This is a genomic window from Tissierella creatinophila DSM 6911, from assembly GCF_001940565.1.
In the GTDB taxonomy this organism is placed as follows: Bacteria; Bacillota; Clostridia; order Tissierellales; family Tissierellaceae; genus Tissierella_A; species Tissierella_A creatinophila.
In genome coordinates this window covers 1-12,466 of sequence record NZ_LTDM01000029.1, presented here as the reverse complement: position 1 = coordinate 12,466, position 12,466 = coordinate 1, and the positions used below count along the sequence as shown (strand labels likewise).

The following is a 12,466-nucleotide window of genomic DNA, read 5'->3' as shown; positions in this document are numbered from 1 at the left end:
GATAATATCAAAAACAGCAAATGAAGTAATTGGAAATATACCCATATTGTCAGATGGTAGAAATAGTGGCTTAAATACTATACTTAAGTCTCTTAGAGGAGCTTAGAATTAATATTTAATATATTGGGATACTTTTATTTATAAAACCCAAAGTAACTTGACACTATCTATCCCAGCAACATTCTTTCGGTAGTTAGGCCATCAGGTATATCCTCCCACTCTAACGCCATTTTAATTTCAAAAGATTTTACCTTGTCCCACTCACTATCATTAACCCAGAGATTTCCATTTGAACCGTTCCAATATTGATTTCCTTTATTAGACATTTAATCACTTCCCTTCTACATAGATATTTTAAATTTAAAGTCTTCCATTGCATTTAATATTTTTATATTTCCAGTTAAAAATACATTAGTTCCATATGTCATTTCCATAACTTTATCATTGTCCCATTTAGCTACTTCTGTTTCGCCATATTTTGGGATATTGGCAAGTCTTTGCTCATTTACATCAATCATAGATTTATTATCAAAATTACGATCTAGTAACAAGTCATCTTCAAGCGCTGTAAAATAACTATTAATAGCACCGATTAATAACATTTGATTGTCTAAAGAGTTCTTATATTTACCTTTATAAAACTTCTTCCAGGTAGTATAAATGTCTGTATAAATCATATCCATGACTTCCACTATGAGGATGAATTTCATATCATCAGTGACACCTTGTCCTGTTGTTACAAGTGAGTTAATTCCTCTTGCGACCCTTACTTCTCCTTCATCATTGTAAAGTATGAACTCACCATTATTTATAGCTACACCTAAATCAGCAGGTTCTATTACCGACTTCATTTTTAGAACCTTAGCAATAGAACTTATATCCAAGGATAATCCAGCTAAGTATCCTAATAGATAAGCTATAGATCCCTCTTCACCTTCATTTGTAAAGTTAACTATATGTTTATCATCTGAAGATGTAGCTTTGTAGACTAAAGCCTTGTATCTTTTTTTATTCAACTCATTATTAGATGTAACAAAACTTACTAAATCATCTTGCTCTTGTTGAGTTCCATCAGCTACCCCTATCCAGCAATTCATCTCAACCTTGCCTTTTATATCTGTTAATAAATCAGCTAATACTCCTAAAGTTTCATCCATTCTAGCGACTACTAACTTTTTAGGTGTTCCTCCAAGTGCATCTTTAATAAATTGCAAGTTTCCAGGTGTATATTTAGCTTGTTCTAAGTTTGTCAAATCATCAATACTTATATACTCATTAAATGTAAACGTGTTATCTGTATCATCTTTAATTATAAGTACCGCTGTTCTACCGCCTTGACTTCTTTGAACTGCACTTGCACCTAATCCAGTAAAGATAATATCTATGCTCGGCATTCCTAAATCCGCCATAAACTATCACTCCTTTTCTTTTAACTCTAATTCTTGCATTAGATCTTTACTATCAGGATGTATAATTTCACCCGTTATAGGGTCTATCACTATATTTCCCCCAGTATCTATTGAACCTTTGTCTCTTCTGTAATTCTCAGATATTTTTATATCAAAATAACAATGTAAAACTTTATCAACTACACTTAAGTCTAGTTCATCAATTTCAATATTAATATTTTTATCTACAGTTAAAAAGTTGTTTTCTAGAAATAATTCTATTAAATCATCTTGCATTTTTAACAATTCACTCTTGTTTTTATCTATTGTAGATGAAAAATAATATATTCTTACAGTTAAGTTTCTATCTTGAGCTTCATTCATAAAATCAGTAGCTTTTATATTGTCGAAGTCGATAAAAAAAGAAGGTCTTTGTATCGCCTTCTCAATATCTGTACTAAAAACTATTTTTGAAAATTTACTTCTTATTCTTTTTACTATTGCTTTGTGGATATCTATATATTTAACTATTTTTATCACATCCTAAAGTAAGTGATTATCTAATAAATCATCTATAAACTTCTGAGTATCTTCATAATATTGGCCTTCATATTCCTTTGCACCTGCTTCGAAAAAATGAACACCAGGCTTAAACCCATGCTCTTTACCATTTTTATCTACAATCCTATGTCCTCTATCTATTAAGTGGGCATGAAAAGCTGGACTTCCTGGGTAAACTCTCACTGCCATACTCCCATCTACATAATATTTATAAGGCTTGCCTCTTTTAATTCCTTTTATTAGGTTTCCAGTCCTTTTGTTAGTTTTTGATTTAGCAGCATTAACTGTTCTTCTTTTTAATTTGTTACCTGAATTCCTTAAGAATTTTTTAGCATGCTTACCTTTATCTAGATCCTTTGCTAGCTCTAATAAGTCTTCTTCAAACTTTGTTAATTCACTAAAATCAAACTTAGCCATATTCTCACCTACTCATAATTTATTCTAGTCCTAAATTCCCATTCTGCATTGTTTTTATAGTTTGGGAAAAAGTCTAATACTTCATACTTACAGCCTAAGCTATCCTTGAAATACATATCTATCTTAGGCTCTTTTATGCTTTTCTTTCTTATAAATATTCTTTGCATAGTAAAGCTTTCTTCTACTTCAGTACCACCAATAGATTTTACTCCACCATGACTAGGAATTATCTCGCAATATACATCTTTAATTTTTCCAAAATCTTTTGATAGTTCTCCTAACTCATTTTCTACTAGACTACTTCCATATAATTCTAGTTTATTTCTATATCTCATTTAATCACCTGCTTAAAGTAAGTTTATAGAATGACTGCCTAGTATTCGGTCTAGGACCTCATTAAATTTAACCGACTTATTGTCATTTCTTGTTCCCTCTCTGTTATCATACATTTCATTAGATATAACTAACAAAGCAATAGTAGTATCAGGTAAAGTATCCAGTTTATCATCTTTCAAACCAGTATATGTTCTTACATGAGCCTTGGCACCATCTAGTATAGCAGTAAATAAAATGTTATCATCATCATAATCTACTCTACAATAATTTTTCACTTCATCTATTGTTACTTCTGTGAATTTCATTTTTTATCAGCCTTCTTTATGGCTTTATTAGTTTTATCTTTTACTTCTTCTATATATCCCGCAAGGAGAAGATCATTAAGTACATGTTCATTATCGTACTCTTTTACTTCTCCTTTATACATAGAAAAAACACCAGAAAAACTAACCAGTGCTTTTATTTTCATATCCTACCTCCTATACTGCTTTCATTACCAACTTAGCTATCTTCTGTGCATCTTCTATCTTAGAATCTATTTCAATCCAACCTACAACTCCTACAGCGTGCTGAGTAGCATATTTTTCTCTTAATACTTCTATAGATACATCTTCTGATAATTTAACAGCTAGTCCACTCATATCACCATAGAATATTGCAGTTTTTCCAGCAGCCATTCCAGCCATATTGTCTGATGTATAAACATCTTTACCTAATAGTGTGTATCCCCATTTAGCATTAAAGTCTTTTTGTAATAGATAAGTTCCGTCCCCGTCTTTTAACTTTCTAATAGCTTTTCTAGTAGCTCTATTCATTACCCAAATAGCATTGCCTTGGTAAACATCTGGAACTGTTTCTTGTAGATCTATTAGTTCATCTGCTGTTAATGCAGTCGCACTTACAGCTGTTACTTTTTGTGTAACTGTAGAAAGTCCTTCTACCTTGCTAGTAGTTCCGTTTAGTAATTCATTTTCAATCCACTTAGATATAGAATCTGCCATAGCATTTATAACAAAAGGCACTATTGCAAACTGAGAATTGTTAATTAAAGACTTAGATACTTTGCTTAAAGCTCCAGCTAGGAATCCTTTTAGTTCAATGCTAGTAAACTTACCTGATGTAGATTCTAATTCAACAAATTCAGTAGCATAGGCCATTGTAATTGCTTGAGTTGATTCATCATAATAAGGAATACTTAAAGTCCCACCAACGTTATATCTTGTTGCTAATTGATATATAGGACAAATATCATAAACTTTTTTAATTATTTTATTTGCTATAGATGATGGTATAACAGCCCCATTATCACCAGCAGTTAAATTTATATCTGCTCTTTCTTCAACTTTTCCTCTAATGTAATTTTCAAAAGCTCTTTCTTCAAGCTCTGCTCTTGTTTCCATTTTCTTATTATCTTTCTTATCATTAATTAGTTCTAAGCCTCTAGCTCTTGTTTCAGCTGCTATAGTCTTATCGATTTCTTTTATTTCTTTTTCAAGTGCATCAAATCTACTTACTTCTTCATCTACCATTGCTCTTGTTTCAATTTTAGCTTTGGCAACTATAGCTTGTAGTTCCTCCACCTTATCGTTTCTTTGTTCTGTCAAAGTCTTCATTGTTGCCCTAAATTCTAACACTCTTTGTTTTTTCATTTTATCTACACTCCTTTTAATTGATTAATTTTGTTTTCATACTCTGTATAATTTATAGGCGTATTATCTATTGTTATTGCTCTGAATTCACTGCCCCTTTGTTCATTTACTACCTCTTCATTTGCCCTAGTTTCCACTGATGTAGCAGTATATACTGGATTCAGTCTATCATCTATTATAGATACTTCTATTAAGTCTAAATCTTCAACATGTCGTATTGGTAAATTGTCAGTTCTTTCTTCTAATCTATCTTTATTTACATACATCCCAAAAGACCAACCCTTAAGTTTATGTTCTTTAGCTTTTTTAATAACTTCTCCATCAGTAACTGTAGCTATTGCTCTTAGACCTATACTATCTTCAAACAGTTCGATATTTCCCTCTTTAATAGAACCTAGTTTCCTATTTTTATTATGGTTTAATAAAAAATCAACATTATCAGCTTTATTTAGAGCCTTTTCAAAGGCTCTTTGTTCTATTTTCTCTACACATTTACCTCTTTCAGTAACTACTGGCCTTGATAATCTTTCAACTGCATTAACATAGCCATCTAAAATTACACTATCACTCCGGATCTCTATCCTCAATATTCTCACCACCTTTCAAGTTTCCTATATTTTGACTCTGATTGGTATTAGGTGTGTAGATTTCTTTAGTCTTAGGATCATATAGAACACTATCTAGCCCTAACTTTATCCACTCTATACCAAGTGCTGGTAAATCCTCCATAAATCGGATTTCATCAATTCCCATAAAGTTAGATTCAATAGCAACTTTATAAGCTTCAAATCTTTCTTTCAAGTCGCCTTTTAGCATCTCCTTAGTATCAAAGGCATAATAAAAAGAACCCTTTTCTTTTTCAAGTAGGAGTTCTCTATTTAAAGCACACTCTATGACTCTTAAAACTGGCATTATTGCCATTTTAAAAGCATTTGTGTATTCCTTGCTAGATGCAGTTCCATTTATGATGTTAACTGGAATATTAAAGATCTTACAAATCTCGTCTGCATTAGATTTTTTATTTTCGTTTAGCTGCATTTCTACACTTGTATTGGAGGATTCCTGAAAATCAAGTCCATCATTTAGAACCACAACATTATCACTGTTATTACTATATAGTTTTTTCCAGGCATTTTTTAATGCAGTAATAGCTTCTTCTGATAATCTCCTCTGGGACTTTATAAATCCTTTTTTATTTCCACCTTTTTTGACTAAGTTTTCTTCAAAGATGAGAGAATTATAAGCTACACTTATTAGTAGATTATTTTCTTCTATTATGCTAATTCCCTCAGCCCCATCTTTTGAGTTTCTAAGTATTTTCAAAAAATCAAAAGGTAGATAATTTTTCCCATTTACTAAAATATGATAATCTTTAAATATTGGATCAGTGTTTTCTTGTATAGAAATAAATTCTTCTTCTACATAATGTAGACTTGCAACTTGATTTCTATACTTCTTTATATAAGCGTATCCACCTTTACCTAAAAAATAATCAGCTATCAACGCTCTCCAAAATTGTACTGCATCTAAAGTATCTTTAGTATCATCATTTAGCAATTTGACTCTATTATCATCTGTTATTTCATCTGCTTTACCATCCTTTGCCTGATAAAGTTTTATGGGAATCATAGACACTGTATCTGCTATAAAGTTGATACAACTTTTTATGCTAGGAATATTAAGGGCCTCTTTTTTTGATATAGTAGATCCTCCTAGTAAAGCTTGTAATAAAACATTATCAATATTAGATATCGGTTCCTCTGCTCTTTCTTCTTTTTGCCATGGCCATTTCAATATATCACCACCTCTCTATACTACTTGCACTGCAAAACCATCATTTCCAAATAATAAATCTTGTTCAAGCATATACATTGCATTTATCAGACTAACTACCATATCTACTTTACCAGTAGATCTCTTTTTATTTACATAGATATTTTTATTGTTATCTTCCACTATCTTTGCATTTTGAAAGTTTACTTCTAACAATCTATTATCAATATATCTAAATTTCTTAGATAGTATAAGCTCCCTAAGTAACTTTGTAGCAGGGTGTAAGACTGATGAGTGCTGTTTTATCTCTACAGTTACATATCCTTCTTGTTCTAGCTTTTGAGCAGTAGAGAGGGCATTATATCGGTCATAGCCTATACCCATTACTATAACTTTATACTTACTCTCTATTTCCATTATTACTTGTTCTATAAAGTTGTAATCTACTACTAAATCTCCACAAGCATAGCAAGTTTTCTTCTTTATGTGATATCTGTAATCTTCTTTTTCAATTTTAGACTTCTCTTCTATTCTATCAGAAGGAATAAATGCTTTTACATCTGCTATTACAGTCCCATTATCTTCTGTTACCATAGCAAGTCCACAGTTATCTGTAGTTTGAGCAAGGTCTAGTCCTAACCATACTTCTCTACCTTCCCAGTTAAATTCATCTACTTTACATTTTCTTAAATCTTCTATTTTTATAAATTCTTCTCCACTATTACTAGGTAAAAAGTGATTCATGTGTTTACAAAGGTATTCTTCTCTTTCGCCTTGTTTTTCAAGGGCCTTATCTCTATTATCCTTAATCTCTTGATAATTTTCTTCTATCCTTAATGGATTAGCTTGATATATACCTTCATCTGTCCAAAGATTTTCTTTATCTGCATAATAAAGTAAAGAAAATGTTCTTTCTTCTACAATTAATTCATTATATATTTTCCTTAAATAGTCTAATTCTTCTAGCATTATGGACTTATCTTCTGCATAAGCAGTTGTAAGGTTTATTCTTAGTGGATTCCTAACTGATAATTGTCCTGACTTCATAGCATTTATATTTTTATAATCTTTAAAGTTTCCTATCTCATCTGCTATATAAGCACTGGGCATTATTCCGTTATTTCTACCACTTTCAGCAGTTCTTGCTTGGTAAAAACTGTTAGTAAGTTTACAAGTTATCTTTCCTGATAAAGTTTCACTTGTTTTAAAGTGGTTTTCTATAGCTGGAGATGTTTGTATTATTTGGATCATTGCTTTTTTAACCAATCCCGCGAGTTCTCTATCTAAACATATAGAATAAAACTCGGAGTAATCATCTTCTGTTAGCATTAATATTATAAATGTTATTGCAGCTATAAAAGTTTTTGCATTTTTTCTAGGGATAAATAAAGTTATATCTCTATATCTAAATTTAGAGGGCTCTTCTTTAAATCTCCACCCAAATATATTACATAAAAAAAAGGCTTGGAAGTTAGCTAATCCCTCTAATACGCTTTTACCTACTACATTTAGTCCAGTAGCAAAGTTTAATAGTTTTAAAATACCTTCTACTACTTCTAAATGTTCTTCACTGAGATAGTAGGAGTAATCATTTTTCTTCTGCTTCCCTATATCTTCAAGAAACCATTTACATTGTTTCCTTACCTCTTTTGATGTTTGCTCTTTTCCTGATACTACATCATTTGCATACTCCTTGGCCTTATCAAATAATATCATTTCTTACCACCACTCAAAAGCTTAAGTAGCGGATCTTGTTTCTCTTGTTGAGTTTGTAATGCTATATTTCCTATTTTAGCTCTACTTTGAGGAGAGAGAGATAGTTCATTGCAACATCTGAAAAAGTCTTTTGTATATTTATCGTTGGCCATTCTTAAATCTTTATCTGCTATAATACCAGGTTCGTCATTAATAGTAGTCTCAATAGTTTGTATTCTATCTAAGGCTATACTACAAGTAGACAGTATATAAATATCTAAATTTCCTAATACTCCGCTTGTCTCCAACTCATTTACTATATTTCTAAATATTTTTTTTTGACTTTTATTTAAGTGCTTAGGAGGAGTTATTTTATTAGTTCCACCTTTTAGTTTCTCTTCTACTTTTAATCTAGTTTCTTTCTCTTCTTTGGTTAAATTTTTACTCATTGTAGCAACACTTTTTGAAGGCCTTGCCATATCCTCACCTCCTAGGCCCCATTTAGGGATTTTTTTTTGAGCAATTGGGGGTATGTGGTATCCAGACATTTTAAAAAACCATACGATCATACTCCGGGGGTATCTTTATCAATTCTTTCAGATAATTTCTTTCAATTTTATTTGCATCAGCTTTTTTGTGACAATTTACACACAAAGTAATTAAATTACTTTCTTCAAGTTTTATATTATAATTCTCTTCCAGTGGTGCTATGTGATGAACTTCTAGTCCCTCATACACATATCTCTTATTGTCCTTACACACTTGACATAGATAGTTGTCTCTCTCTACAATGCTATTCCTTTTATTCCTCCATACTCTACTCCACCTGAACTTGTTTATCTTAGTAGGTTCTTTAGTCCTCTTAGGCTTCATGCCACAGTCTACCTTGGTATCATGTATCCTACCACAGTGCTTACAGCTCCTTAACACATCTATCACTCCATATAAAAAGACACCTACATAAGTAAGTGTCTTTAGCTTATTTCTTTATTTTATAACCTCCGGTTATTTTAGGAGATGCTAACTCTTTATTATAAGTATCCATTATATATACCAATACCGGTTTATTCTGCTCTACTTTTCCGCCATTTGTAACTAATGTAGATACTGTGTCTCCAACTTGTTCAGCAAATCTTTCTTTCTCATGTTCTTGAGAATTATACCATACATCACTGACTGTTACAGATACCGCACTCCAATCCTCTTTTTCAAACCTTGGTCGTATATCTATAATTATTCCTTCACTAGCTTCAATTAATTCAGTTATCGCCTTATTAAATAATTCATCTTGTTTAGCTTTCGCAGTTGCCTCATCTGGATATGGTACGGTTTTATTTTTTAAGTTTATATTATAACCTTCTTCATTATTTTCTTGTATAAAATCCCCTTTTAATTTTTCACCGTTTTCTCCATATAATTTTCTTACTTCTTCTGGTTGAGGATGATCGTCTAAGTTAAACCTCATTCCAGCTATGCCAGATAAGTATCCTGGTTCCCATTCTTTGTTTACTTCAAACTCTTTTATTGCTTTTCCATCTTTAACAGAAATAAAGTCACTAACCATATTTAGTTTACTATCTATAATAGATGTTTCAAATACACTACCATCAATAGCATTGGTTGTTATTGTTGCTATGGCCTTGTTATCTTTAAATTCAATTTTTAAATCTCCAGTAATCTTTAAGTTTTCTTCTTTGGGTTTTTCCTTCTTAGGTTTTTCTTTTTCATCTACCTTTTTACTAACTGCTGGCTTTTCTTCTTTTTTATCTGTATCATCTGTATCTGTGAACGCACCAGCTATAGCAATTACTATAATTGCTATAAACCACCATCTTTTATAAAACGGTTTTTTAATTCTTTGTTTTTTCATTATAATTCCCCCTTTTGTCACTATTATATCAAATATAGTAACATTTGCCACATAGTTTTATTTTCAAATAAAATAGGCCAATAGAATTGAATCTAAAGGCCTATTCATATAAAAGGGTGAAATTATTTATATTGCTACTTATTACCATATTAACATATATAAATCGGATTAAACGGATTATATTAAATATTATATATATCTCTCGTTGTTGCCTCGTTGTTATCTCGTTGTTATCTCATCGGCTTTATCCTCTCTAAATATCTATCATGTATCATCTTCCTCGGATAACTTTCATCATGTCTACCAATTCTTCTAGCTATAGGTCTCCACTCTAGTCCTTCAATATATCTATATCTAAATACTCTTCTAGTAAGACTATCTGGTATATCAGATATGAATCGCTCTATATCTATTTTCAATTCTTCACACTTATTCAATCTTTTAGTTAGCATACTTTCTTTTACTGTTGTATCTACAGGCACTATTCCTTCAATGTTATAATTCATAGCTTGGTATGGAAATTCTGCATTAGATCCTGTTACACTATCTTTTTCATAACTATATTTTTTATTTTTCATCTTTTCTATTTCTTCATTAAGCTCCTTTATTTCTTGTATTAAAGAGTTATATTGTCTTAGAGTTTTCTTCAATAGACTTGTCCTCCTATAGATCTTCTATTTCTTTTATAGCATCTTTCAATATTCCTATAACCGTTCTATTATTTATTCCCACTCTATTACCAAACCACCTATCTTTAAAACCTTTTACTGTTTTTCTATATTCTTCTTCTCCTATATCTCCACTTTGCCACCACTCTAAATCTTTCAATACTTTTACTAAGTCATACATCATGTCATTCAACTCAATATCAAACATACTCCCTACATATTCATTATCAACTTGTCCAAATAAATAATTATAACTTCCACCACTCATTATTATTCCTCCAATTCTATTATTGTCATGATTGCATAATTTGCTAAATCTTTTAGATTGTCTATTAAACTTTCATGTACTATTTCATCTTTACTATATATGTTTACTAGCCTTTGAGTTTTGTGATAAATTTGAGTTATTGCACTTATAGGTCCTATATCTTCATAAGCTTTTCCGAAACTATCACCATATTCTTTATTTTTAGTTATATATAATTCATTTAGTTCATCACATATTTTTTCATGTATTAATGATTTATTCACGATTAACACTCCTCTCAGTTGAAAATCCTTCTGGGTATCTTTTAAGAAGTTTATTGTAATTTTGTTGAATGATTTCTTCTAGATCTAAATCTAGTAAGTTGCATAAATTAGCAATATAGAACATTACATCTCCTATTTCCTCTTTTAACTTGTCTTTATCTAAGACATGTCCCTGAAATCTAGATTTTTTCAAAATGTCTACTACTTCCCCTGACTCTCCCAGGATTCCATAAACCATGTTATCTACTTGCTCGTATTTAGTTAGATTATTGTTAAGAGTTCTCTTTGATTTTTCTTGATATTCTTTTAAATTCATTTTATATATCCTCCTTAGATAAATTGGTTAATTTATTTATTTCTTTCTCTCACTTATCTTATATTTTAAATCTACAATATTTATAGCTGTTTTTGTAAGATCCGAATCTTCCTGTATGAGATTATGTCTATTTAATCCAAGTAGTTGCTTTCTACTTACACATATTAAATTGTTTATATCAAAGTTCCTGTTATTTCCATCTCCAAAAATAATTGCATGACCTTCAGGCAAGGATCCATTTACCTTTTCCCACTCTAATATATGTTTTCCTCTCCAATTTCTTTGTTGTTTTCCATCCCTGATTTTTACTTGTATATATCCATCTTTGGTTATCCTTTCAGTTCCCATAGAAACTCTATTCGGAGAAAAGTTCCCTTTTTGAAATCTTCCATCATCACCTGTGTATATTTTATATTTCATTCTTACACAATGAATCCCACTTTCATTTCTATTAGAATTGAATTTTTTATTAAACATTTGTGTAATTTCCTTGTTAGTTTTGCCATAACTTATTTTTCTTAAATAATTTACTTCTTCCTTTGTGTATTCTTTAGGTATATCAAAAGAGCTTATTTTGTTTTTATATTTTATGGATGCTATAGCTCCTGGACTTTTATTCATGTTAAACTTTTTATTAAACAACTCTGTTATCTCTTCATTTGTCCTATCAGGAGCTATTTTCCTTAAATAATCAATATGTTTTTCTTTATACATTTGCACCAATCCATTGTTAGCACATTTTATTCTATGTTTATTTCTCAAATTCCGTATAGCACTTTCACCTTTGTCCATATCAAATTTTGCATTAAATAATTTAGTTATTTCTCTATTATTTTTTCCTAGTGATATTTCTTTAAGATAATCAATGTGTTCATCTGTATAAACTTTTCTCATGCCTACCCCTCCAGCATTTTCGGTAAATCAGTATCTGCATCCCATAAGTCATTCATGAACTTTTTAGATTGAAATACTAAATTTGCATTTTGAATGATACTTGAAGAAATGCTCGTTACTGCTTTTGCCCTTTCTATTTCTTCTTTAAGTTCTTCACCTTTTATATCTTCATCTGATAATCTTTCAAGTTGTGCGAATAGATGATTGTTTAAATCTCCTAGTGTGTTTTTCATTTATTTACCCTCCCATTTTTTAAACATTTGATAATATAAATTTTCTACATATCCATTAGTTTTCTTAAAATGTTGTAAAATTTCTTTTAATCTATAACCTTTAAAATAAAGTTCTTCTATTTCATCTAACATTTC

20 protein-coding genes are annotated in these 12,466 nt (G+C 30.6%); all 20 read right to left on the bottom strand.

Annotated elements, in window-relative coordinates:
• Positions 1–167: 167 nt before the first annotated feature.
• On the bottom strand, positions 168–326 hold the full coding sequence (locus TICRE_RS13245) for a hypothetical protein (protein ID WP_158016481.1): 159 nt from the start codon (positions 324–326) through the stop codon (positions 168–170).
• A gap of 15 nt (positions 327–341) precedes the next feature.
• Positions 342–1,409 (bottom strand): phage tail sheath C-terminal domain-containing protein, encoded by a 1,068-nt coding sequence (locus tag TICRE_RS08020; RefSeq protein ID WP_075726913.1) that lies wholly within the window; start codon positions 1,407–1,409, stop codon positions 342–344.
• Positions 1,410–1,415: 6 nt separating this feature from the next.
• Positions 1,416–1,928 carry a phage tail terminator family protein gene (locus tag TICRE_RS08015; RefSeq protein WP_075726911.1) on the bottom strand — a complete coding sequence of 171 codons (513 nt, stop codon included), beginning with the start codon at positions 1,926–1,928 and terminating at the stop codon, positions 1,416–1,418.
• A gap of 3 nt (positions 1,929–1,931) precedes the next feature.
• A complete protein-coding gene (locus TICRE_RS08010; protein WP_075726909.1) occupies positions 1,932–2,366 on the bottom strand; it encodes an HK97 gp10 family phage protein in 435 nt (144 codons plus the stop codon).
• 8 nt (positions 2,367–2,374) lie between these two features.
• The gene (locus TICRE_RS08005; protein WP_075726907.1) at positions 2,375–2,701 is read right to left on the bottom strand and encodes a hypothetical protein; all 327 of its coding nucleotides are present in this window, start codon (positions 2,699–2,701) and stop codon (positions 2,375–2,377) included.
• A gap of 12 nt (positions 2,702–2,713) precedes the next feature.
• Entirely contained in the window at positions 2,714–3,007 is a 294-nt protein-coding gene (locus tag TICRE_RS08000; RefSeq protein WP_075726905.1) for a head-tail connector protein, read from the bottom strand.
• Positions 3,004–3,171 (bottom strand): hypothetical protein, encoded by a 168-nt coding sequence (locus TICRE_RS13480; protein ID WP_198927532.1) that lies wholly within the window; start codon positions 3,169–3,171, stop codon positions 3,004–3,006. Before TICRE_RS13480 ends, TICRE_RS08000 begins: the two co-directional genes overlap by 4 nt.
• Positions 3,172–3,181: 10 nt before the next feature.
• Positions 3,182–4,351, bottom strand: a complete 1,170-nt coding sequence (locus TICRE_RS07995) for a phage major capsid protein (RefSeq protein WP_084191896.1) — start codon at positions 4,349–4,351, stop codon at positions 3,182–3,184.
• Between the two features lie 5 nt (positions 4,352–4,356).
• Positions 4,357–4,938 carry an HK97 family phage prohead protease gene (locus TICRE_RS07990; protein ID WP_075726903.1) on the bottom strand — a complete coding sequence of 194 codons (582 nt, stop codon included), beginning with the start codon at positions 4,936–4,938 and terminating at the stop codon, positions 4,357–4,359.
• Positions 4,916–6,145: a phage portal protein gene (locus tag TICRE_RS07985; RefSeq protein WP_075726901.1), complete on the bottom strand. Its 1,230-nt coding sequence runs from the start codon at positions 6,143–6,145 to the stop codon at positions 4,916–4,918. The genes TICRE_RS07990 and TICRE_RS07985 overlap by 23 nt, the downstream gene beginning before the upstream one ends.
• Before the next feature lie 15 nt (positions 6,146–6,160).
• The gene (locus TICRE_RS07980; protein WP_075726899.1) at positions 6,161–7,840 is read right to left on the bottom strand and encodes a terminase large subunit; all 1,680 of its coding nucleotides are present in this window, start codon (positions 7,838–7,840) and stop codon (positions 6,161–6,163) included.
• Complete coding sequence (locus tag TICRE_RS07975) at positions 7,837–8,298, bottom strand: phage terminase small subunit P27 family (RefSeq protein WP_075726897.1); 462 nt, start codon at positions 8,296–8,298, stop codon at positions 7,837–7,839. The genes TICRE_RS07980 and TICRE_RS07975 overlap by 4 nt, the downstream gene beginning before the upstream one ends.
• 70 nt (positions 8,299–8,368) lie before the next feature.
• Complete coding sequence (locus tag TICRE_RS07970; protein WP_075726895.1) at positions 8,369–8,749, bottom strand: HNH endonuclease; 381 nt, start codon at positions 8,747–8,749, stop codon at positions 8,369–8,371.
• 49 nt (positions 8,750–8,798) lie between these two features.
• Positions 8,799–9,689, bottom strand: coding sequence for a hypothetical protein (locus TICRE_RS07965; RefSeq protein WP_075726893.1), 891 nt, complete (start codon positions 9,687–9,689; stop codon positions 8,799–8,801).
• Positions 9,690–9,919: 230 nt separating this feature from the next.
• On the bottom strand, positions 9,920–10,339 hold the full coding sequence (locus TICRE_RS07960) for a hypothetical protein (RefSeq protein WP_075726891.1): 420 nt from the start codon (positions 10,337–10,339) through the stop codon (positions 9,920–9,922).
• A 13-nt stretch (positions 10,340–10,352) separates the two neighbouring features.
• Positions 10,353–10,625, bottom strand: coding sequence for a hypothetical protein (locus TICRE_RS07955; RefSeq protein ID WP_075726889.1), 273 nt, complete (start codon positions 10,623–10,625; stop codon positions 10,353–10,355).
• Between the two features lie 2 nt (positions 10,626–10,627).
• Positions 10,628–10,888, bottom strand: coding sequence for a nucleotide modification associated domain-containing protein (locus TICRE_RS07950; protein WP_075726887.1), 261 nt, complete (start codon positions 10,886–10,888; stop codon positions 10,628–10,630).
• Positions 10,881–11,204: a nucleoside triphosphate pyrophosphohydrolase family protein gene (locus tag TICRE_RS07945; protein ID WP_075726884.1), complete on the bottom strand. Its 324-nt coding sequence runs from the start codon at positions 11,202–11,204 to the stop codon at positions 10,881–10,883. The genes TICRE_RS07950 and TICRE_RS07945 overlap by 8 nt, the downstream gene beginning before the upstream one ends.
• Before the next feature lie 36 nt (positions 11,205–11,240).
• Positions 11,241–12,098, bottom strand: coding sequence for an HNH endonuclease signature motif containing protein (locus TICRE_RS12965; protein ID WP_084191894.1), 858 nt, complete (start codon positions 12,096–12,098; stop codon positions 11,241–11,243).
• 2 nt (positions 12,099–12,100) lie between these two features.
• Positions 12,101–12,331: a hypothetical protein gene (locus TICRE_RS07935; protein ID WP_075726882.1), complete on the bottom strand. Its 231-nt coding sequence runs from the start codon at positions 12,329–12,331 to the stop codon at positions 12,101–12,103.
• Positions 12,332–12,466: the final 135 nt, after the last annotated feature.